General features: G+C 62.6%; 23 protein-coding genes. 16 read left to right on the plus strand and 7 right to left on the minus strand.

The features are described from left to right. Nucleotides 1-110 precede the first annotated feature (110 nt). On the minus strand, nucleotides 111-1,397 hold the full coding sequence (locus J2Y49_RS32000) for an IS701 family transposase (RefSeq protein WP_310119775.1): 1,287 nt from the start codon (nucleotides 1,395-1,397) through the stop codon (nucleotides 111-113). A gap of 1,264 nt (nucleotides 1,398-2,661) precedes the next feature. Between J2Y49_RS32000 and J2Y49_RS32005 the strand changes: the two genes are divergently transcribed. The 3 genes from J2Y49_RS32005 to J2Y49_RS32015 are packed head-to-tail and all read left to right on the plus strand — an operon-like array spanning nucleotide 2,662 to nucleotide 4,383. Further along, the gene (locus J2Y49_RS32005) at nucleotides 2,662-3,435 is read left to right on the plus strand and encodes a transglycosylase SLT domain-containing protein (protein WP_310119776.1); all 774 of its coding nucleotides are present in this window, start codon (nucleotides 2,662-2,664) and stop codon (nucleotides 3,433-3,435) included. 3 nt (nucleotides 3,436-3,438) lie between these two features. Continuing rightward, nucleotides 3,439-3,726: a flagellar transcriptional regulator FlhD gene (locus J2Y49_RS32010; protein ID WP_310119777.1), complete on the plus strand. Its 288-nt coding sequence runs from the start codon at nucleotides 3,439-3,441 to the stop codon at nucleotides 3,724-3,726. 39 nt (nucleotides 3,727-3,765) lie between these two features. Further along, nucleotides 3,766-4,383, plus strand: coding sequence for a FlhC family transcriptional regulator (locus J2Y49_RS32015; RefSeq protein WP_310119778.1), 618 nt, complete (start codon nucleotides 3,766-3,768; stop codon nucleotides 4,381-4,383). A gap of 218 nt (nucleotides 4,384-4,601) precedes the next feature. Here the strand turns inward: J2Y49_RS32015 and J2Y49_RS32020 are convergent, their stop codons facing one another. Continuing rightward, nucleotides 4,602-5,441, minus strand: coding sequence for an APH(6)-I family aminoglycoside O-phosphotransferase (locus tag J2Y49_RS32020; RefSeq protein ID WP_310119780.1), 840 nt, complete (start codon nucleotides 5,439-5,441; stop codon nucleotides 4,602-4,604). A gap of 559 nt (nucleotides 5,442-6,000) precedes the next feature. Here J2Y49_RS32020 and J2Y49_RS32025 point away from each other — a divergent pair. Then, entirely contained in the window at nucleotides 6,001-6,357 is a 357-nt protein-coding gene (locus J2Y49_RS32025) for a hypothetical protein (protein WP_310119781.1), read from the plus strand. Nucleotides 6,358-6,525: 168 nt separating this feature from the next. On the opposite strand, the gene J2Y49_RS32030 is transcribed toward J2Y49_RS32025, so the two are convergent. After that, on the minus strand, nucleotides 6,526-6,783 hold the full coding sequence (locus tag J2Y49_RS32030; RefSeq protein ID WP_310119783.1) for a hypothetical protein: 258 nt from the start codon (nucleotides 6,781-6,783) through the stop codon (nucleotides 6,526-6,528). Further along, nucleotides 6,780-7,775, minus strand: a complete 996-nt coding sequence (locus tag J2Y49_RS32035) for a ParM/StbA family protein (protein ID WP_310119785.1) — start codon at nucleotides 7,773-7,775, stop codon at nucleotides 6,780-6,782. The genes J2Y49_RS32030 and J2Y49_RS32035 overlap by 4 nt, the downstream gene beginning before the upstream one ends. Before the next feature lie 681 nt (nucleotides 7,776-8,456). On the opposite strand from J2Y49_RS32035, the gene mobI reads away from it, so the two are divergent. From mobI to J2Y49_RS32090, 11 genes are all read left to right on the plus strand, one after another. Beyond that, a complete protein-coding gene (mobI, locus tag J2Y49_RS32040; protein WP_310119786.1) occupies nucleotides 8,457-8,966 on the plus strand; it encodes a conjugative transfer protein MobI(A/C) in 510 nt (169 codons plus the stop codon). A 106-nt stretch (nucleotides 8,967-9,072) separates the two neighbouring features. After that, complete coding sequence (locus J2Y49_RS32045; RefSeq protein WP_310119788.1) at nucleotides 9,073-9,369, plus strand: hypothetical protein; 297 nt, start codon at nucleotides 9,073-9,075, stop codon at nucleotides 9,367-9,369. Between the two features lie 37 nt (nucleotides 9,370-9,406). Beyond that, nucleotides 9,407-9,877 (plus strand): hypothetical protein, encoded by a 471-nt coding sequence (locus J2Y49_RS32050; RefSeq protein WP_310119790.1) that lies wholly within the window; start codon nucleotides 9,407-9,409, stop codon nucleotides 9,875-9,877. A 71-nt stretch (nucleotides 9,878-9,948) separates the two neighbouring features. Beyond that, entirely contained in the window at nucleotides 9,949-10,254 is a 306-nt protein-coding gene (locus J2Y49_RS32055; protein ID WP_310119791.1) for a hypothetical protein, read from the plus strand. A gap of 286 nt (nucleotides 10,255-10,540) precedes the next feature. Continuing rightward, nucleotides 10,541-11,089 (plus strand): hypothetical protein, encoded by a 549-nt coding sequence (locus J2Y49_RS32060; protein ID WP_310119793.1) that lies wholly within the window; start codon nucleotides 10,541-10,543, stop codon nucleotides 11,087-11,089. 247 nt (nucleotides 11,090-11,336) lie between these two features. Continuing rightward, nucleotides 11,337-12,110: a GIY-YIG nuclease family protein gene (locus J2Y49_RS32065; protein WP_310119795.1), complete on the plus strand. Its 774-nt coding sequence runs from the start codon at nucleotides 11,337-11,339 to the stop codon at nucleotides 12,108-12,110. 432 nt (nucleotides 12,111-12,542) lie between these two features. Next, the gene (locus tag J2Y49_RS32070; RefSeq protein ID WP_310119796.1) at nucleotides 12,543-13,268 is read left to right on the plus strand and encodes a hypothetical protein; all 726 of its coding nucleotides are present in this window, start codon (nucleotides 12,543-12,545) and stop codon (nucleotides 13,266-13,268) included. A gap of 80 nt (nucleotides 13,269-13,348) precedes the next feature. Next, the gene (locus J2Y49_RS32075; protein WP_310119798.1) at nucleotides 13,349-13,612 is read left to right on the plus strand and encodes a hypothetical protein; all 264 of its coding nucleotides are present in this window, start codon (nucleotides 13,349-13,351) and stop codon (nucleotides 13,610-13,612) included. 361 nt (nucleotides 13,613-13,973) lie between these two features. Further along, nucleotides 13,974-14,651 (plus strand): VWA domain-containing protein, encoded by a 678-nt coding sequence (locus J2Y49_RS32080; RefSeq protein ID WP_310119800.1) that lies wholly within the window; start codon nucleotides 13,974-13,976, stop codon nucleotides 14,649-14,651. 5 nt (nucleotides 14,652-14,656) lie between these two features. Beyond that, nucleotides 14,657-15,451 (plus strand): PP2C family serine/threonine-protein phosphatase, encoded by a 795-nt coding sequence (locus tag J2Y49_RS32085; RefSeq protein ID WP_310119801.1) that lies wholly within the window; start codon nucleotides 14,657-14,659, stop codon nucleotides 15,449-15,451. Continuing rightward, nucleotides 15,451-17,349, plus strand: coding sequence for a hypothetical protein (locus J2Y49_RS32090; RefSeq protein WP_310119804.1), 1,899 nt, complete (start codon nucleotides 15,451-15,453; stop codon nucleotides 17,347-17,349). Before J2Y49_RS32085 ends, J2Y49_RS32090 begins: the two co-directional genes overlap by 1 nt. A gap of 6 nt (nucleotides 17,350-17,355) precedes the next feature. On the opposite strand, the gene J2Y49_RS32095 is transcribed toward J2Y49_RS32090, so the two are convergent. The 3 genes from J2Y49_RS32095 to J2Y49_RS32105 are packed head-to-tail and all read right to left on the minus strand — an operon-like array spanning nucleotide 17,356 to nucleotide 19,011. Then, nucleotides 17,356-17,826, minus strand: coding sequence for a hypothetical protein (locus J2Y49_RS32095; RefSeq protein ID WP_310119805.1), 471 nt, complete (start codon nucleotides 17,824-17,826; stop codon nucleotides 17,356-17,358). Nucleotides 17,827-17,875: 49 nt separating this feature from the next. After that, entirely contained in the window at nucleotides 17,876-18,154 is a 279-nt protein-coding gene (locus J2Y49_RS32100; protein WP_310119806.1) for a hypothetical protein, read from the minus strand. Nucleotides 18,155-18,168: 14 nt separating this feature from the next. After that, entirely contained in the window at nucleotides 18,169-19,011 is an 843-nt protein-coding gene (locus tag J2Y49_RS32105; RefSeq protein ID WP_310119808.1) for a hypothetical protein, read from the minus strand. Nucleotides 19,012-19,380: 369 nt separating this feature from the next. Here J2Y49_RS32105 and J2Y49_RS32110 point away from each other — a divergent pair, with 369 nt between their 5' ends. Beyond that, nucleotides 19,381-19,743, plus strand: a complete 363-nt coding sequence (locus J2Y49_RS32110) for a hypothetical protein (RefSeq protein WP_310119809.1) — start codon at nucleotides 19,381-19,383, stop codon at nucleotides 19,741-19,743. Nucleotides 19,744-19,790: the final 47 nt, after the last annotated feature.

The raw sequence follows: 19,790 nt of genomic DNA on the forward strand, positions 1-19,790 counted from the left end.
CGTATCGGCCAACTCCTTGACCACTTCAAGCCGGACGAGTGCGCCAACTACTTCCGCGCCGCAGGGTATGGAGACTCATTCTGAAAATGCTCTAGTACTACAGCCGGGCATTATGGGTTTGGGTGCGTCGTTTCCAATGTGCCCGTCTTGCCCGTTGCTGGTGACGTCTTCGCCAAAGTGACCAAGCGATAACGGCGCTTTGATTGGGTGGTGGGTTGGCCACGAGATGGTAGAGGAGCCGACGGACTTCCGGCACGGTCAGGGGAAGGAGATCGGCTGCCAGATCGAGCGGGTCCTCTCCCCCCGATGGCCGCCTTGCGCAAGACGGTGAGGAAGGCGAATGCCAGCATGGCCAAGGTGATGTGCCGGTGCCATCCGGTCCAGGAGCGGACTTCGTACTGGTCGAGCCCGACCTCGCCCTTGGCCAGCTCGAAGCTGCTCTCGATGGTCCAGCGCGCGCCTGCCACCCGTACCAGATCGGCCAGAGCGGTGCCTTCCGGTGCGCAGGTCAGGAAGAAGGTCAACTCCCCATCCCCTAGGCGGCGCCGGATCAGAAGGGCCTTGCTCCAGCCCTCGGGCGCACCGCGGAACGGCAGGCGGGCCCAATCATACAAGCGCGGCCCCTTGGCGCCATCGCCCGCGCTGAGCCGGTGCCAGCCATCGGCCGGCACCTCTTCGACCCAGTCGCTCACCGTGCCAGGCCACAGCCGCTGGCCGCTGGTGACGGTCAGCACGTAGCCGACCCGACGGCGCTCCAGTGTTCGCCGGATGGCGCTGTCGGTGCCGTAGACGCTGTCGCCCGCTACCCAGGCGCAGGGGACGCCGGCGTCCAGCGCCCGCTCCAGCATCGTCAGCCCCAGCTTGGGCTTGGTGGCGAACGCGACCGTCTCGGGCACCCAGGCTGTGCGGCGGCGCTCCTCGTCACCGGCCCAGGACTGCGGCAGATACAAGGTTCGGTCGATCAGGGCATAGCCGTGCCGGCCGGCGTAGCCCAGGAAGACGCCGATCTGGCAGTTCTCGATACGCCCGGCCGTGCCGGAGTATTGACGCTGCACGCCGACCGAACGCTCGCCCTTCTTCAGGAACCCGGTCTCGTCCAGCACGAGCACGGCGTCGGGATCACCCAGATGCTCGACGACGTAAGCCCGCAAGTCGTCGCGAACGGCATCGGCGTCCCAACGCATACGGGCCAGAAAATCCTGCACGCTGTCAGGGCTGGCATCGCCAGCCGCCTCCGCCAGATGCCAGCCATTCTTGCGTTCCAGCGGCGCTAGAAGCCCGGCCAGATAGCGCCGTGCCCGCTCGCGCGCCTCGGGCCGGCAAAATCGTGGACCGATCCGGATGGCCAAGGCCTCCAGATCGCCTGCCCAACTCGCCGCTTCTGTCACTGTCGTCATCCCGACCTCCCTCCGGTAGGATGAACCCTTCAACAGCCGGCCAGACAGATAATCCCGGCTGTAGTACTAGTATCTCGGGTCCGACTATCGATGATCTCGGGCCACTACACTTAAGGTCATTTTTTTATGCAGGAGCTATTGCGTTTAGGGCGGGCGCGGGTACGATCGTCCTATGGAGACGTTGTGAGTTCGTCGCTGTACAGATTGGACATCGACTATGTTGGATTTTCTTTCTCATCTTCGGCCCCTAGAAATTCTCATCCTGGGTCAGTTCGGGCTCATATTGCTGGCTTTCCTTGCCTTTTTCGCCAGTGCGTGGAAGTCACGGTCTCGGGGTTCCTCATCTCATGGTCGCTCATTTGCGGTGGCTGTGGAGAACAGTGCCGGGCAAATCGGACCGTCGTCTATAAACGTGGCCTCTGCTTTGCCGACGGAGAACTATGGCTGCCAAGTCAATAGCATCAATCTCAGCCGTAGCCTTCTCGACTGATCCGACTTTCCCCTTGCAAGCCGACCCGCCCGGTTCTCTTGGAGCCGGGCGCTTTTTGTTTGTTGAGCGGATTGCAGGCGCATTGCCGGCCGCATGGTGTCGGTCTCCAGGATGGAGGCGGGGCATCACGAGAGATCATCGCCTTCGGAAGCCCGTTTAACTGTGCCACATCCTGCCGACCGGGGTGTGCTCCGGGAGGGCCAGGAAATGTAGGTTTTCCCGCACCATTTCTTCGTCCGCGAAGGCTTGAGGACCCTTTTCCTCTCTAGCATGGCACCTATCTCCAGTGCTTCGCCAGCTTGCTACGGCGCAGGCAGTGAGCGACGTAACCGCCAGTGACACTCCAGAGCACCTCGACGGTACCGCAGTCAATTCGTTCCCATGGGTGAAGGGGAAGTAGGTGCGCTCAAGTGTACTGCTAGTGCACCTTGCTGCTTTCAAGAGGTTGAGATGTGAGCCTCGGCAGGCAGGTGAAGATCAGTCTCCCAGTAGGCGCGCTAGGACAGAAGTCACGGGTGCGCAGTGCTTTAGTCAGCGTCCATCGGTCCGCTGGAGATGAATGCGTGCTCGCGCACCATGGTAGATGTTAACGTTAAATTAAGCAAAAGCGAAACGGAAGCCGCTCCGCTGGCACCAGCAGCAGTGTCGGCGGGATGTTCTGTCAAGAAAAAAGCTAGAAGCGGTTCAGGCAACTTGGGCATATCCGGGTATGTTTTGCCCAATCCACTGCTACGAACATGGAGGCAGAAGCTCTCTCGGCAAGAGGGTGATTTGGTGTGCATCCTCATTGTCGTGGGCACACCCAGACAATTGCCTCGAAATTCGATTTATTACTTGCATACCTACGAAAGTTACGTGATAAAGCAATCGTTCGAGGTATCGCGCACATCTGAAGGGCGTAGGCACACGATGTGGCCGGTTAAGCACTACGACAAAGGGTCCAGCAAGCCGGGTTCGCCGCAGCGAAAGCGGCGCTTGATATCCGCGGTCGCGGCTATCGGGACGGCGATGATGGCCGCTGTCAGCTCACCAGTTTCCGCTTTCAGCCTTTCTGGCACTGCCTGGGAAGCTGCAGCAGCAGAGGAGGGGATCGATCCCTACCTGCTGTTCTCTGTGGCGCTGGTTGAAAGCGCCAAGCATGAGAACCGCTTCGCCCGTCCCTGGCCTTGGGCGCTCAACGGCCCGAAGGGCAATTTCTATGGTGATGATCGTCGCGAAGCGGAGCGTCACCTTCGGAGCATGCCTTCAGCTGATCTGCAACGGACAGCCGTTGGCATGATGCAGGTATACGTCGGCGCCCATGGAAAGCGCGTTGCAGACCCAGCCGACCTTTTGGACCCAGCTCTAAATTTGCGCATGGGTGCAACCATCCTGCGCGAGAGCATCGCATCAAAGCCTGGCGATCTTGCCCTTGGCATCGGACGCTACAACGCATGGCAGAACGAACCGGCGGCACGAGCCTATGGACAGCGCGTGCTCGCCGTCTACCAGCGCCTTAAGCAACTGACCGGAAGCGGTCTTTCCGTTTCCTCGCTCTGGAACGACTGAACCATGACCAACAAGTTTGCCGAAGATTTTCGCGATCTGAACCGGCACGCGCTGCTGCTGCTTCAGCGCGTCGCGCAAGAAGACTTGGGCGAGGCGACGGCCCGATTTGGTGTCACGCGTGCCTTTGCCGAAGAAATCAGAGGCGTGAGCATCAGCAAACTGCAGGAAATGGCGTCGGAATCGCTATTCCTCTTTCAACCGCGTCCCACGATGCCCGACGTTCTTGAAAAAGGTGAGGCGCCATCAAAGCAGCTTGCGCTCCTGCGCTCCATTTCTGTGCGTCAAGGTTGAGGGCCGTTGCTCATGAACCGCCTATCTCAGCATGCTCAAATGGCTCTGGCGATCAAGCTGATCGTGTTCGGCGTTCGGACGTCGATCGTCCAACTCCACACGGGCATCTCCGCACCGATCCTGCGAGCTCTTTACCGTGAGATCAACGACGGCGAAGCGCCGGTGTCAGGCCAGATGGCCGAGTCCGACGGGGTGGTCAGCACCCGGCAGGACGTGATCGAGGCCAGCCTGTTTTTGAACCTTTACGTCCATGTCGGCACGGAAACAGTGTTCCGGACGATCAACATAGACGCTTTGATTCGAGCCTACGGCTTGTTCTTGGAGTTTCGCGCTGAGGCCGGGCTGGTCGCGGTTCCGAAGATCGGACCCACAGAGGCTTGGATCTTGGTCCGGGACCTCCGTATTCGCGATCTTTCCCTGCGCTCGTGTGAGTGCGGCTGTACCTATGCGGTGGTTCACAAACATCGCCTGCTACCCCGGTGTCCAGCGTGCGGGGCCGACAATGAGCCGACCATAAACTCCTCGGAAAGCGCAAGCCGGATCGGGCGGCCGACCACCAGTGTCTCGTCTGCTCGCGTTTTCTTTTCGGACGAAGCCGACAGGTCTGCAAATCCCCTCAGCTTCAGGTCGGTCTCCACAACCGCTAACCCGTCCTGATACGGCACGGGAAGGGGCCAGCGAGTACGAGCGTCATGGAAACTCGGGCGGGGATCGTAACGATCGACAATGGTCGACGCCCCCGGCCCTTGCCACTCGCCCGCAGAGTTAAGCACTGTTTCCAAACCTCTGTGACGGCACGTTGTACTCCCCAGTGTCGCCCGGATTAGGACCGGAGCCCGTTCCCAAAGCTCCAGCCGGCCATTGACCGGAGTCGGCTACCCGAGCAGTTGGAGTGCCATCGCGTTGATCCTGAGATCGATGGCGGCGCCCTTGTCGTCGCCGTCGCCGATGAACCAGGCTGCCGATAGGCCCGTCCACGCGACGATCCAGCGAAGGAGCCGGCCGGGCTCGATCCCCGTCGCCTTGATTACGACATCCAACCGGGCCTCCAGCCGGCCGGGCATGATGGCGAGTGGCCTGCTTGGGTCGCTGAGATCGGGATTCGTGAAGATGTTGGCGTAATCGAAGGTTCGTTCGCCAAGCAGCCCATGGGGGTCAATCGCCAGCCATCCGCGCTCACCGAAATCGAGCACGTTCTCGTGGTGCAGGTCGCCATGGAGTGGGCACACGGTGTGGGGAGTGGCCAAGAGTTGGCGTGCGGTGTCCGCAGCGAGAGCTAGCGCCGACTGCCCTGTGGAGGCCTGAAAGAGCGGCTGGAACCAGGTTTCTAATGGGTGCAAATCCGGAAGCGGGCCGCGCCGCGGTGCGTGCAACCGAGCCGCGGTATCACACATGATGCGGCAGGCTTCGTCATCCCGGCCCGACCACGCCATCTGGGCGAGATTGATGACACCGCACGCTGCCCTCTCCATAAGCAGGGCGTCCGTTGACGAGGCGAAGACCTTGGCGGCGCCCTGGCCATTCCACCACCTCATGAGGCGGTAGCCCGACTGCTCATCGGGGATGCGGGCGACCTTCAGCATCGCGGGTGCCCCCTCGTGCTGGACCGGGAGCACCCAACTGGAGTGTGTAGTCAGCAGAGGGGCGTCAGGGACAAGGCACCATGCCTCTAGTAACCCTCTGACCTCCGGTGGAAGGACAGCATGCGTGCCCAATTGAAATCTCCTCTGTTGGTTCGTCCGCCTGCGACAGCGCAGGATGTTCGAGAGATCTGCCCCAGCACATTAGGACTTTCGGAGAGTTTTGCTGTTTCCAAATTTTGCACCTCCGTATGATTTTTATGGCTGTGGACTTTAGAGGCGGTTTCCAGACCCCATCAGCCGATGGTCACCTTTCCGGAAACCAGCTGATCTGGCGTCGGGTTCTTGCGCCGTTGTACCGGAGTTGCAGGCATGACATCGCCAGTTGCGAACCTGCTGGCGGGGATCATCGACCGAACAGAGGTTCGACCTTCCGGCTCCGGGCGTCCGCCGATGCCCACCGCCGAGATCTTCGAAGCGCTTCGCGTCTTCCTGCGTGAGGGCGTCCAGTGCCGCGAGCTTCGAGCGGCGGATGGGCGCTTCTGGCTCGACCTTCCGCCGCCGCATAGGACGTCGTGGTCGACAGTTGCTCAGTACGGGCCAAGCGCGGTGGGGCGTTGATCGGCCCGACCCGACGGACCGCGGCAAACCAGGAACCAAGTACCACCTGGTCGCCTAGACGGACGGACTTCTGGTGGCGGCGTTGCCATCGGCGGCCAACGTGCACGACACGCGGCTCATTCCCGACGCGCTGTGCTTGGCCATGGTCGTGTGCGCCAGCATCCCTCGTCTGTACGCGTGCGCCAGATACGACAACGGCAACAACCGTTGGCCCTGCTCACGCGAGGGCATCCAGCATAACATCCTCAAGACTGGACAACCGCTCGCCTCCGGGCTCGGCCGGACCCGCTGTATCGTCGAACACGCGAACGCTTGGTTGCTGGCGAACAAACGCCTGGATCGCCGTCATGACCGGCCGGGCGCCATCAGCGATGCCCTGCACACCATGGCCTGCGTCAGCGTCACTGCCTATCGTCGCGTTGAGTTCTGAAAACACCCCCCTAAGTGATTAGGGTCAGGGCGCCCGCGGGGACATGAACTTTCCCTCGGGCGCCCGGTGCGCTCTCACCGTCGGGCGCTGGACGAAACAGCCTGCTCGGTGCGGATTCGAAATCGCGTCGTCATGAAAGGCTATCGGCTGTGGCCGTGCCTTTTCTCATCAGTCGATATCCAAGCTCTTCAGACCCTTCCGCTTCAGCCGCCCCAGCTTCGGGTCTGGTGTCGCTTCCGATGCGGCGGTCGGCATCGGAGCCACCGGAGCCGTCGCCGCCACTAGGCCCGCATTGATCTCACGACGGCGGTAAAGGCCCTGCATTGCAAGGTTGCGGACAAACTCAGCGCGGTCTCTGGGCGGCAGGCGCTCGAGCTCCTCGCCAAGCTCAGCACAGGCGCGTGTGATGACCAGGACGATTCTCATTGGACAGCTGCGCTCCAGAAGCCTCGCGCGTTCGCCAGGACCGGGTCCTGGGGCAACACGGGGCGGCTCCTGGGGAAAAGGTCGCGGGCCGCCGCCTCATAAGCCTTGGCACCGCCGCCGACGATCAGCACGATGTCTACAGCGCGGTCGTTGGCGCGGAGCTGCTGCTTCATTTCCTTCAGGGCTTCGACTGCAACACGCTGTGCCGCCTTATCGATGTACGGTGCGAGATCGACCGGAGTGCCGAATACCGGGACCGAGGTCTTGCCCTGACGCACCGCCTGTTCCAGTCGCTCTATGCCGGCGCTGCCTCCATGGTCCTCTTGGATAAGACCGTTCACCGTCTCGATCAGGACCGACATCGCCCGCTTGGAGGTGCCGCTGCTGGCCTTGCGGATCTCGCCCTCCTCAATGGCGATCCAATCCACCGAGAAGAAGCCAGGATCGATCACCATGATCCGTGATTCTTCAAGCTCCGCGGCGTCGTCGACCGTGTTCAGCAGGTCTAGGTAAGCGCCGAAGGGCTGAGGCACGACCAGCGTATTCTTTACTGTGATCGTCCGGCCGGCGGTGACTTGATGCTCACCGGTCAGACGGTCTGAAAGGCGTGCTCGAAGATCCTTATCGAGAAATTGGGAGACCGGCAGGCCGGTGATGAGCTGGTCCACCGTGTTGTGCTCGCCCATGAGGAGGGCAGCGTGGAACAGCGCCCGGTAGGCATCGGAGGCGGGGTAGTCGGCGTGCAACTCGCGAACTGAAGTTTCAAGCCGAGATTGATCCACACCTGCAGCCCACTTCTCGCCGTTGACGTTCACGACAAGAGCGTCGGTGTCCCCGTCTGCCTTGCCCATCCGCAATGGGAGGTCGGACAGGCGGCCGGCGCCAGCGGGCAACACCCGTGTGACGGCCGGCTTGGCCAGCCCGTCGTCCGACACCTTTCCGTAGGCGAGTTTGAGGTTCGAATACCCAATGTCGAGCCCGATGGCGAACATGGCGGCACAATCCCGGAAGTTGCTCTGGCGGTTCACTGCAGGAACCTATGAGCCATGCTAGCAACTTCAAAAGGCCCAGCGCGCCGTCGAAAGACGACGGAAATCGACGTCTTTCTCGGCTCCTGCGAGCAAAGTGCCTCTGGCGGTTCACTGGCGGTGCACTGGCGGTATCGGAAGCGGCGGAGCAAAGCCTTAGACCTCGGCTACCGGGCGCAAAGTGCCTCTAGCGGTGCTCTAGCGGTACCGGAGGCGGCGGAGCACATCCATGGGCATCAGGTCGGGCTGCATCTAGGCTCGTTTGGGTGTTCAGCGGGAGCCAAACGGGACACTAGCCGAGCCAGCGCCTCGCAACACCGTTTGCTCTTATGGCCCCCTATTGCGCAGACCCACATTTGAATCGCGCAGGCGGCCGTAAGCGCAACCATGTTCCAAGTTGTTTTGCGAGTCACTGTTGCGCAGACACCCTGGGTCTGCGCCAATCATTGTTGCGCAGACCCCTCTTGCAAAAAGCGGTATTCGAATGGTAGCCTAGCCTCTGTTGCGCAGACCCCCCGGTCTGCGCAACAATTATATGCGCAGACCCCTCCTGCACCGTCACCATTGACGTAGCCCAGGTCCTGTTGCGCAGGGGGGAGGGTCTGCGCCGATGGTTAGGTATTTGCACAGACCCCCTGAGGAAAAATGATCCTTGAAGACGAGATCAAAGCACTGCGGGAACGGACCGGAGCTAGCTTTACGGACCTGCTGAGGGCTCTTTTGCAGTCTGAAGGAGACATCCTGGAAGCCGAAGCCCGGGAACTGGCAACGCGCTTCTACGAGGAGTGCGAGGAAGTTCGCCAACAGCAACCAGCGTCGCAGCACAACCGGTATCTGGCACGCGTAGCGCGTCGGAATGTGGGGGTCTCAATCCGCTGGGCGAAAGTCAGGTTCTTCGGAGCGAAAGGGAACCGTCGGCGGATGGACGAGAACGTGCCGCGAGGCGAGACGGCTCAATACCCAATGACTTCGTTCCCTGATGCGCAGGTTTGGGAAAAGGTGCTCATTAGTGGTCTGGAAGAGAGGTTTGGCCCTCTGCGATCGCGAAGCAGTATGATCGCGAAGATGGCTGTACTTGCAGCGACCTACCGCCAGGTTGAGGAGGGGGCTCGACAGCGTCAGGCCGCCTTAGAGGCCGACCTCGCGAAGTCTTGAGCGAGGCAAGGACTTGCGTTTCCGGGAAAATCCGTAGGCTGAAGACAGAGGGTGAGCGGACGGCCGCGCGCCCCCTGGACGGGCAACGCACACCTCAGGAGCAGGCATGCTGGACGCAGAGTTGGAGCTTTATGGCGATCTGTTCGTAGCGTGCCGCTTCCACGAGGCGGGGCTGACCTTCGAACAGTTCCTTCGGCATCCGATGAAGGCGATTGCGTCGTTGGAGAATGGTCCTGCGGTGCAGCGGTGGGGACGAATGCGGGCGGTGTCGGCGACAAAGCTCGCCAAGAGTGCCTGCAGCAGTCCTCCTCCAGCCCTGACCAATGAGGCTCGCCGTCAGGCGGGCATCGCTGAACACGAGCGCTTCGACGCCGAGGTTCGCCGCTTCTTCGCAGCGGGCTAACGCCCCCTGGATAGGCCCCCTGGAAAGGACAGCCCCTATGGAGCGTCTGGAGATTGGCAAGATACGAGACCGGGTGCGGGAGCGTGAGGAAGCGGACCGCCTTCTCTGGCTCCGCCGGGAGAACATGCCGGCGGAGTTGGCCCGTGGCCGTCTGGTTCTGTCGGAGGAGGAGGTTCGCACAAATCTGCCAGTGCCCCTCCTCGGACGACCCGATCAGGTGTTCATGTCGGACGCGGGACTTCTGGTGCCTGTGGACACGAAGACCCGGCGGCTGCCACGGGTGTTCGTCTCGGACATTGTGCAGCTGTCGGTCTACGGGACTATCCTGAACTTCACGACGGACCCAAGGTTCGCCGGCCGGGATGTGGCCGCTCACGGTTACGTCCGCATGCCGACGCTCGCTGGCGTGGCTTGGGCGCGTGTGGCACTGTTGAAGCCGGCAGCGGTGGTCGAGCTCTGGGCAGATCACTGGCGCCGCACTGAGGCCCAAGCGACGCAGGCGGCATAATGCCGGAAGGCGTGGAGGGGCCAAACACGGCCCTTCGCTGCAGGCGATGGGTGTTGGGGCGGGAGGAGTGTGTGATAGGCCTGTTCGACCACTCCCCTCGCATTCGGCGCGTGGTGCAGAAAACAATGCTGGTTGTCGGTGTGCTTGGCCTTTGCGGCTTCGGCCTGCGGGTTGCGCAGCAGTCAGGCGTCGTTACGGTCTCTCTGGACACCGATCAGAAGACCGCCGACTGCGCTCTCCTAGGGCAGGCCTTCGAAGCGGGACAGGTCACCGCTATCGAGTTTGTGACAGCCGGCTGCTCTCAAGCACGGCTGAGGGAGATGCTGGTGCGCCGCGTTCAGGGCAACCAACGGACGGCACAACACGGCTCTTCCTGAGTGAGCACTGCAGCGGACATCTTGCCCCTCGGGTCGCGCCTCCACCCGTTCTCGCAGATATCTCCTTGTCCGGTCTGAGTGGCTTGTGCTTAATAATCTTGGCTGCTTTGGCGCCTAAGGATTTGCAAGAATTTTACCCGGTTGTAACGATTCCCCGCTCGCTGATTTCAGGCTACGGGTGTATGGTTGCGGCCAGACGCTCATTTTTGCGAGTTCTGGACTGGGCAGCAACCATGGGCAGCGCGCGGGCGCATCGGGGCAACCTACTGTGACTAAAGACGACGACATGCTCAAGGAGTTCCGGAAAGCGGCCGGCGGTGATGCCTCTGAGGGCGTCAAGGAGATACTCGACCTGGTGAAGATGGACTGGCCAGGAGCGGCGAAGGCGATGGAGCGATTGGGCAAGTTTCTGGGCGACACCGTGACGGCTCCCGGCTCCGAGGGTCAGAAGCCGTTGGCCTTTGCCGTTTACGAAAAGGCGCTGGCCGCCTATCAGGAGGCGATGGGCCAGGAAGACCCGGTTCGGTTGGCCGCCCTCATCGAGACGCTGCTGACCGAAGCGGCCGACGGGCTCACGAAGGTGGAGATCGTCGACGCCGTGGGGCGGGTCTGGAACCCGGCTGACGGCAAATCGGTGTCCGAGTGGAACAAGGACCGGAATAAGATCGAGGTGCGTGAGGGCTCACAGCCGATGTCCAAGGAGGACCTGTACGACATCCTGATGACCGTCACGACCGACGGCACGACGCGGCAGATCATCGCCGAAGCCAAGACCTACTACCCCGACGGCACGGTGCCGAACCCGTTTCCAAAGCCGACGACGTCGCTGCACTGAGTGCAGCTCGCCAGATATCCATGCTTGGCCGGAGCCTGTAGGTTTCCGGCCTTTTCTGTGCCTGGAGATTGGCTCGAGCCAGCGCGCGTCCGGCAGGTCCGGTGAGGTAACTGAGGCGCCCACGCGCCGCGGAGCCAGGACCTCGATCAGGGGCGAATGAGCAGCCCACCCAGCCGCGGCACATTCGGCCCCCATCGACCGGCGACCTCTTGCACGGTATTGTCGGGAGGCGAAGGGGACGGGGGACGTGTTTGTCTACGTGATAGGACACTCGGCGGACGGGCCTGTTAAGGTCGGCCACAGCGTCGATCCAGCGATCCGGTGCGCCAACCTACAGACGGGAAACCCCGAGAGATTGTCGGTGCTGTTCCAGGTGGAGTGCGGAGACCACGCTCCAGCCGTCGAGACAGCCGTCCATGAGGCCCTGGCGGACTATGCGACGGACGTGCCCCGCCTAACAGAGTGGTTCCGCGTCCCCGCGATGGAGGCCGAACTTGCTATCATGGAGAAGCGTGAAGAGGTGGATGCGAATCCGCCCGACCTGAGCAACGATATGGACATCCGGACGGCACCGGCACCTGGTTGCGATCGGAGTCCTTCCGGCGCGGTTCCCTTCTACGAGTGGCTCCTCTGGCGACCGTCCTACCGGGACTTGGCCGACGATCTCCTGTCTGATTGTGGTCGCCCCAAGAGCGGGCGGTCCTACCGGGTGCTCCGTGATCGTTTGGCGGCGGCTGGTGCCCCCTTGGAAGCGATCCTCATGCTGCGTCACGCCTGGAAGGATCACGTTGCCTCCAGGAGGCTCACTGGCGAGGAATTGGCGCACATCGCCCCTGGGAGTGTCGGGCTGCGGGTGGTGAACGAGCGCGGGTTTGGGCTTCTGCTTCGTCATGCTGCGGAGGGTGAGTTCGCCGGCGCCGTGCTCACGCGGGCACGCTGGGAGACAGCTGGGGAGCGCCAGGCGGCTCGCGATGTGCGGGACCGCAGTCTTGCCGCGTGGCTCCCTTCGGTGATTACGTGACCGCGCTCTTGGCAATCGGTGGCGGCACCTGCATCGTGTTCGGCGTCCATCTTGAACGCTGGCGCTGGCTCCATTAGAGTGAGTGCACTTCTGATGCCCCGTGCATCACAGTGGGCCGTCTGCATGACGCGGCGGCTCGTCGAGCGGCGAGGTTCGCCTGGTCGCTCGATCCGGCGCTGAGCTGGCAGGACAAGCTTTGGTCCTGGCCCATCTGGGTGAAGCAGCCTTGGTCTTCGGGCCTCTTTGTGGTTTCGGGCTTGGTCCCTGCCACACCAAACCGCAGGGTTCGGCCCTGTGAATACGTCCTGCCCGGCGGACTGCAGCCGAGCGCGACACCCTCATCTTGCTCAGACCAAACCCGCTGGGGAAGGCCTCCTTCCCCTCAGGGGTGGTGTGTCTTCTGCCAGCCTTTTCACGACAGGAGTTCACATCATGGCTGACCCCAAGACCTACACCGCCGAGTGCAGCGCCTCGAGCGAGTACTCAACCATTCCTGCGGTGGTTGTTTTCAGCATCGACGAAGCCAAGGCCCGCGAGATCATCAGGTTGGCCGGCTTGGTCAAGGAGCACGATCTGCTCCGCGTGAAGAAGTTCGATTACGATGCCGTTTGGCTCAACACCGAACCCGCGCCGTCTGACGAGGACGCCGAGGACTGCGATGAAGAGCCCAGCGAGATCGACGACGACGTCTGCACCGAGTGCGATTGCCTCAATGTGTCGGAAGACATTTTCTGGTTCAGCTGCATCCTGAAGCATACGGACACGGAAGTCTGTGGTGCCCATCAGTCGGTCCGGGAACTGGCAGAGCACTTCGGCCTGGAGTTCGGGCCGCAATCTCAGCCCAGCCGGGTTGAGGATCTGTGGCAGAACCAAACGATGCTAGCCAACTTCGTCAACAGCTACTGCTGTGGCCCGACGCCGGCAGGCATCGTGCTGACAGCCGACAAGGCGCTGGTCATTGCCACGGAGGATCGCCGGTTGTTTTACCGTCTGTCCGAGGTGAACGGTGATGTTTGCGCCACCAAAACCTCTGACCTGATCAACCTCGCCGACCCCGAAGCGGAGAGCGACTTGGTTGGGACTTACAGCGGGGACAATGCGGCCATTCTGGCACTCTCGGCTGTCTGCCGACTGCAAGGCTGGACTGCGGTTCTCTGATCTCAACCACCCTATCCTGGGGAGGCATGCCTCCCCGTGACGGGTGTGCGCCTCCCCAGCAGCTTTTGAGGAGGCAATCCATGACAAACCTCGTTCTTGTCGCCAGCAGCGATCTGCAAGTCGGCGATTTCGTCGACCTCGAAGGGGACCCCTATGCGGATCCTCGCCACGACCACCCGGCTTTCGACTGCCTCTTCATGGAGGTGGTGGACGTCGAGCGTGAGTCGGAAACCTGCGTCGCCATCGGCTTCGAAGGGTTCGACGTTGTCGGGTTCCCGCCCGATCATGTCCTGAAGGTGCTCCGGCCCGCGACTCTCGCCCGCTGCAATGGCCCTACGCCATAACGCTGGGGCGGAGCTGCTGGCAAAGGCCACGTCCGTTGTCAAACAGAACACCGACGTTTACGCCTGATCCAGCTGACGTCGAACAACACCAACCTAAACCCGTGGAGCGCGCCCCCATAAGGGGGCGTGCCTTCTCCATCCCTGTCTGACGATGGAGGGCGGGGCGCCACCGGCTGCCCTCACCGCCAGCGTCGCGTTCGGACGACACACCCGCACTGCGCCGCTCGTGACCGGGGTACCAGAGAAGAGCGACGATTTTCATCGTCTTTCGGAGGCGCGCCCGAAAAGCCGCCCAAGCTATGGTCTCTCCAACCTGCGCCGGACCTTGGTTCTTGGACTGCGCACACCCTGGAGAAATGGCATGAATGGTATCCCCGGACTTGAGGCTCAGCTCGAAGAGAATACAACCCAGCGCACCCCTTGCATCCTCGTCCTGGATGCCTCCTCCTCTATGGACGGCAAACGCATTCAGTCGCTGAACGAAGGACTCCTGGCGTTTGAGGAAGCCTTGAAGGCTGACCCGGTGGCACGGAATCGCGTTGCCGTCAGCATCGTCTGCATCGGCCGCGACAACTTGGCCCAGGTGATGACGCCCTGGACCGACGCCATGCACTTCCAGGCCCCAACCATTTACGCGAACGGTTCGACCCCGCTCGGAGCTGGCGCCCGCCTGGCGCTCTCCGAGTTGGAGAGTTACAAAGCAAGCCTCCGGAACATGGGCATTCCGTATACCCGCCCGTGGGTGCTGATCGTGTCGGATGGCGAACCGACTGATGCGGATTGGGAGGATGCTGCGGAGGAGATGCGTACGGCGGCGGTCGAAAAGAAAGCCATCGTGTTCCCTCTAGCCGTCGAGGGCGCCAGCACAGAGAAGCTCGCCACCTTCAACGCGCCGGGAAAGGGGGTGCTGCGGCTGCACGGGCTCGCCTTCCGCGAACTGTTCGTCTGGCTGTCGGCGAGCGTCAGCAGCGCGAGCCAAGCCGCCGCGGGCACCAAGATGCAGATCGAGGCGCCCCGCATGATCACCATCGAGACCTGACCGGAATGACCAGCCCTGCACGAACCGATCGCGTCTCCGGAGCGGATGCAGCGCCTTGGCGCGTTGTTGGTGCTTCCGTGGTAGGGCCTTCGCATGTCCACGCCGGACTCCCGAACCAGGACGCCTACGCTTTCGAGGTCGTGGATGGCGCGCTGATCGTTGTGGTCTGCGATGGTGCCGGCAGCGCAGCCTCAGCCGAAGTGGGGGCTGGTCTCATGGTGCGAGCCCTGCTGGACAACCTGCGCGGGGTGAGCAGTACCGCCAGCGCGCCGCTGGCAGTCTGGGTGACCGCTGCCGTGCGCGACGCGCGGCAGTGCCTGGAGGAAGCAGCGGTCCGGGCCGGTCTTCCCCTTTCGGACTATCACACCACGGTCGTTGCGGCCGTCCTGCTCCCTCAGGGCGATGGATTCGTGCTCCATATCGGAGATGGTGCAGCCGTTGCCAGCGCCAGCCTTGCTGAGGACGGCACGGCGAATTGGAATGGCGCGTCCGTGTCGGCGCCGGAAAACGGTGAATACGCAAACGAGACGTTCTTCGTTACCCAGAGCTGCTGGGCTGACCATCTGCGCATAACTCCGCTGAGGGGCGTGACCAGCATCCTGCTCATGACCGACGGTGCGGCCAGCTTCGCCCTTCATGCAGACGGAAGCCCGAAAGTTGGCTTCTGTGAAGCGGTGGATCGGCACCTTCGCCGAGTCCATCATGCCGACGGAGCAAAGGCGCTGGCGGCGTCCCTGGCCTCGGAAAAGGCGACGCACAATCCGGACGACAAGACGCTGGTCTGGGCACGGAGGTACTGATGCAGCTGTTTCTCCACGACGGATCAGGCTCTCAGCGACAGCCGATCACGGTGGAGTCGGGCCAGATTGGCGCCGGCGGCGCCGGAAGCGTCCGCCGCGTCGTCGGCGATGACCGTCATGTGGTCAAGCTCTACCACAAACCCGACGACGGGCTCGCAGGCAAAGTCGCGGCAATGCTCGCGGCGCCACCGCAGCAGGCCGTCGTCCAGCACAACGGCACCGATGTGGTGGAACTTGCGTGGCCCAACGCTCTGGTCAGGGACGGCTCCGGGCGGTTCCTTGGCTACCGCATGCGCCGCGTCGACCTGTCGAGAGCAACGACACTCGAAGAAATCCTCACTCGCGCAGCACGCAGCCAGGCCGGCCATCGCGACGACCTTGGCTTCCGCCTTTTCGTGGCGCGCAACCTTGCCTCCGTTGCTGCCGACGTGCATGCCGCCGGCCACAGCATCATCGACCTGAAGCCGCCCAACGTCCTGGTATACCGAGATAGCGGATTCATCGGCTTGATCGACTGCGACGGGTTCTCGATCCGCAGCCGTGCCAACGTCTACCCTGCTGAGATGTTCACCATCGAATATCTCGCGCCGGAAGGACACTCATCGACGCCCGGACGACTCGGTAAAGAACAGGACGCCTTCGCTTTCGCGGTCATCGCGTTCCAGCTCCTGAACGAGGGCATCCACCCGTTCCAGGGCAGGCCGGGACCCGCGGCGAGTGAGAGCGATCCAACCGACATTGCTGGAGCCATAGTCGCAGGGATCTACCCGTATCGGAACGACCGTCCCGAGCCAAGGAAGGTGCCCACCGTCCAGAGCATACACCGAGGGTTTCCGCCGGCGCTTCAAGCGGCCTTCGACCGAGCCTTCACCAAGCGGCCAGCCGACCGGCCCAATATGGTCGAGTGGCGAGATTTGCTCGATGCGCTCACCGGCCAAGTGAAGACGTGCTCCACGAACCCAGAGCATCAATTCATCGGCGATAGCTGCGCTTATTGCGCGCGGGAACAGGAACGTGCTGCGGAGAAATCACGGCAACGCGCGGCGCCGCCTCCGCCGCTTACCAAGCCGTCGACGCCGCGGCGCGCCCAACCCGCTTCCCAGCCTCAACCGGCATCTGTCTTCGGGGCGCCGCGTGGCGGGAACGCTCGGACGCGTTCGGGGACGAACACCGGGCCATTCGTCGTGGTGAACAACACGGCATCGCCGGGTGCAAGGGGAGCCCGCGCCTCACTGATCCCGGGAGCCATTGTCGCCGGTATGCTTGTCATTCTTGGGCTTGGATATTTTCTGGTTCCGGGGTCGGATTCCTCCCCCTCCAGCGACACGCATGTTCGGCGCACCCGGCAGGTCATGACGGCGGCCGGCGGCGCTATCGTCCGTTCACTCGACGGTAACGAGGAGCTGGCCAAGCTGGCCGGCGGCAAGCTTGTCCCGCTCGCCGACGGACAGTTCTGCGGGCTTCCTGCGGACAAGCCGGTGAGCATCCGTCTCTCCGATGGGCGTGTGGGTCTGGTTCCGCTGACGTCCCTGTCCTCACGTGACCATCAGCGGCTGACCGATTATTGCCTGGATCGTCCGGGCGATACGCCGGGCACGTCGACAAACGTGCAATCCCTCGATGCCCCCAGGAATGGCGATGCTCCGACCAAACCTGCACAGAGCCAACGCCGCGGATTGCAGGTCATGGTCGTGGTCGGAGGGGCTCCGGTCCTTGAAGCGGATCGTCAGACCGTGATTGCGCGCCTTCCGGGGGATACCCTGGTGGACTTGGCCGGTAAAGAGGCCTGCGGGTACGGCTGGGCCGCCAAGGTGCGGCTGGCTGACGGGCGGGAAGGCTATCTCCCCTATGACGCAATGTCCTCCAGAGACAGATCGCGCCTACCGGCCTGCTCCTGACGTGGATCAGGTTGCCGCCTGGGCCTGCCGGACGGCCCCGGTGATGTCGATGACGCCGGGAAGGACCACCCCGTCGGCGTAGCGGATACAGCGGTTCTTGCTGGCTGCGGCCAGTTCGCAGATCCGATCGTGCGGGCACACGTAGGCACCGACTACGGAGAAGGTCTGGTCGAAGACGAGGTGGACGAAATGGTCGAAGTGTCCGGCCTTCACCACTGGAACCTGAGCACGGTCCTCACGCCGGCCGTCGAGCGGGTAGCGACGTGAACGCACTTCGATACGCCCGTAGAGATCGTGGTGCAGGTCGTAGCCCTTGTTGACGCCGTTGGCGAGCTTTCGCGCCCCGAGAGCCTGCGCGACAAGCTGGGCGGCATACTGACCCTGATCCTTAACACCGAAGTGCTCCCAGAGCTGCTGTTCAACGGCGGCGAGCTGGCGGAAGAGGGCAGACATGCGGGGGGTGTTCGTCGTCTCCATGACGGCGTTGCTCCTTGTCGAGATTGAACGGTGAGGAAGGTGTGGCGCGTTAGGGTCGCTTGAAGCGGAAGCGGCGGTGCGCCACCGTAATGATCCGGCCGTTGTCGTCGACGACGGCGTAGCAGGCGAGCGCCTTGGCGCAGCGGCGGAGCGCCTGCGAGCCCAGATCACGGCATAGGCGCTGGCGGGCGGGCTTGTCGAAGAAGAGAACGTCGCCGCCGCGCCGGCGCATCTCAGAGCCATACTCCCAGAGTACCTCCACCACATCGGGCGGAATCGCTCGCTGCTGGGACCGGTCAGAAGCGTGCTTGGACAAATCGAAGGCCACGGTCGCCTCCACCGTCAGCGTCCAAGCCGAACGACGGAGGCGGCCAAGGCATCAGGATCGAGGCCGAGCAGGCCCGCCAGCTTTCGTGCCTTTGCTTCCTCCTTGGTAGGGCCGTGCTTGATCCAGCCGTCCACCTCGCCGACCGTCCAGCCGAGACGCTTGGCAAGGTATTTGGTCGGGCCGAAGTTCGACCAGCCGAGCACGCCGAGAACCATGCCGAGGTGGTGTCGGTCTACCGGATCAGCGATAGCGATCTGATACGAGTCCGGATTGAGCGGCACGGGTCGGAACATTCGCCGGCCGATCAGCCAGTCGAATGCTTCGAAGCCATCGACCTGAACGAGGCGGCCCATCCCCGCAGGGCGGGGCAGGGACCGCAGCGGAGTGCCGCCGGCCGGACTTACCTTGTTCCGCACCGAGCGCTCGTCCATCTGTGCGATCGCCGCGATCTCGGCAACGCTCAACGCCCAACACCGCCTGGAGTCCTCGTTAATGTCGCTCTCCGCGATCGAGCGTGTCATTAGTGCGAGGGTGCTGCGTGCCCAACCAGCACTGTGCAAGCGACGCAGGCGGTGCTTGGTCCGGAGCAGATCAACAGGTTCGCCCGGATACTCGCTGGGAAGGGCTCCAATCAATCCTTCGAGCATTAGCAGGTCGCTGCCCATCGCATCCAGTTCCATGCCCAATCTGGGTTCGAAGCAGACACGGAAAAGACGTTCCATCGCTTGGGCAGCGTCCAGAGACGTAAGGTCGAGCGTCTCCGGCTCCATGTTGTCGAGGTAGGACAGCCCCATCGGTGCGCCCACCAGTTGCTCAGCCAGATCAGTGCGGCCGATCAGGTGGATCAGGTCGCCCATGGCCAAGACCGCTGTGGCGAGGTCCTGGCACAGGTCGGGTAGGGTTAGCGCGCTTCCCATGGTCTTATCGTAGCTGGGTTGGTTCATAGCCATCCTCGTTGAAAGAGTGCGGCGGGGTGGTGCCTGCCCAAAGTATGGAAAAAAACACGGGAGGTCTGGAACAGAGAACAGTGATAAATCAACCATCATCATTGTACCTGATTTGATCTCATTTGCCGGCGCTCGGGGCGCGTTCAATGTCCGAATGCGACGCGTGGCAATTTCAGGCACCTTCCCGCTCAAACATGCGCTCTGTACGATTTTTCTGTTGATGCGCTCTGTACGATATGGCAGGATGTGGACCATCCCCAGACCGCATCGGTTCCCATCATGCACATTGCCCACGCCCGTATTGGCTGCAACAAAGGTAAGTCTCGCCTCTGGCTCGAAGGACCGCGTTTATCGCTGGTCGCTTTTGAACCCGGTTCGCGCTTCCACCTTCGCACCGACGCCGCTGCGCGCAAGATCATCCTCGAACTGCGTCCGGACGGAGAACGCACGGTCAGCAGCCGCACCCGCCGTTCGGGCGGCGTGATCCGCCCTATCATCGACCTCGCAGGTGCCATTCTGGATCGTGTGTTCGGGGCCGCGGAGAAGGTGCGCGTCATCTACCGCGAGCGCGAGATCGAGGTGACGCTGCCGCCGCTAGAGCATTTTCAGAATGAGTCTCCATACCCTGCGGCGCGGAAGTAGTTGGCGCACTCGTCCGGCTTGAAGTGGTCAAGGAGTTGGCCGATACG

It is taken from the genome of Azospirillum sp. BE72 (assembly GCF_031455875.1).
GTDB lineage: Bacteria > Pseudomonadota > Alphaproteobacteria > Azospirillales > Azospirillaceae > Azospirillum.

Excerpts from the sequence above, each read along its gene's own strand:
- J2Y49_RS32000 (WP_310119775.1), bottom strand. The coding sequence starts at position 1,397 with ATGACGACAGTGACAGAAGCGGCGAGTTGGGCAGGCGATCTGGAGGCC.
- J2Y49_RS32010 (WP_310119777.1), top strand. The coding sequence starts at position 3,439 with ATGACCAACAAGTTTGCCGAAGATTTTCGCGATCTGAACCGGCACGCG.
- J2Y49_RS32015 (WP_310119778.1), top strand. The coding sequence starts at position 3,766 with ATGGCTCTGGCGATCAAGCTGATCGTGTTCGGCGTTCGGACGTCGATC.
- J2Y49_RS32030 (WP_310119783.1), bottom strand. The coding sequence starts at position 6,783 with ATGAGAATCGTCCTGGTCATCACACGCGCCTGTGCTGAGCTTGGCGAG.
- J2Y49_RS32035 (WP_310119785.1), bottom strand. The coding sequence starts at position 7,775 with ATGTTCGCCATCGGGCTCGACATTGGGTATTCGAACCTCAAACTCGCC.
- mobI (WP_310119786.1), top strand. The coding sequence starts at position 8,457 with ATGATCCTTGAAGACGAGATCAAAGCACTGCGGGAACGGACCGGAGCT.
- J2Y49_RS32045 (WP_310119788.1), top strand. The coding sequence starts at position 9,073 with ATGCTGGACGCAGAGTTGGAGCTTTATGGCGATCTGTTCGTAGCGTGC.
- J2Y49_RS32050 (WP_310119790.1), top strand. The coding sequence starts at position 9,407 with ATGGAGCGTCTGGAGATTGGCAAGATACGAGACCGGGTGCGGGAGCGT.
- J2Y49_RS32060 (WP_310119793.1), top strand. The coding sequence starts at position 10,541 with ATGCTCAAGGAGTTCCGGAAAGCGGCCGGCGGTGATGCCTCTGAGGGC.
- J2Y49_RS32070 (WP_310119796.1), top strand. The coding sequence starts at position 12,543 with ATGGCTGACCCCAAGACCTACACCGCCGAGTGCAGCGCCTCGAGCGAG.
- J2Y49_RS32075 (WP_310119798.1), top strand. The coding sequence starts at position 13,349 with ATGACAAACCTCGTTCTTGTCGCCAGCAGCGATCTGCAAGTCGGCGAT.
- J2Y49_RS32080 (WP_310119800.1), top strand. The coding sequence starts at position 13,974 with ATGAATGGTATCCCCGGACTTGAGGCTCAGCTCGAAGAGAATACAACC.
- J2Y49_RS32085 (WP_310119801.1), top strand. The coding sequence starts at position 14,657 with ATGACCAGCCCTGCACGAACCGATCGCGTCTCCGGAGCGGATGCAGCG.
- J2Y49_RS32090 (WP_310119804.1), top strand. The coding sequence starts at position 15,451 with ATGCAGCTGTTTCTCCACGACGGATCAGGCTCTCAGCGACAGCCGATC.
- J2Y49_RS32095 (WP_310119805.1), bottom strand. The coding sequence starts at position 17,826 with ATGGAGACGACGAACACCCCCCGCATGTCTGCCCTCTTCCGCCAGCTC.
- J2Y49_RS32105 (WP_310119808.1), bottom strand. The coding sequence starts at position 19,011 with ATGGGCGACCTGATCCACCTGATCGGCCGCACTGATCTGGCTGAGCAA.
- J2Y49_RS32110 (WP_310119809.1), top strand. The coding sequence starts at position 19,381 with ATGCACATTGCCCACGCCCGTATTGGCTGCAACAAAGGTAAGTCTCGC.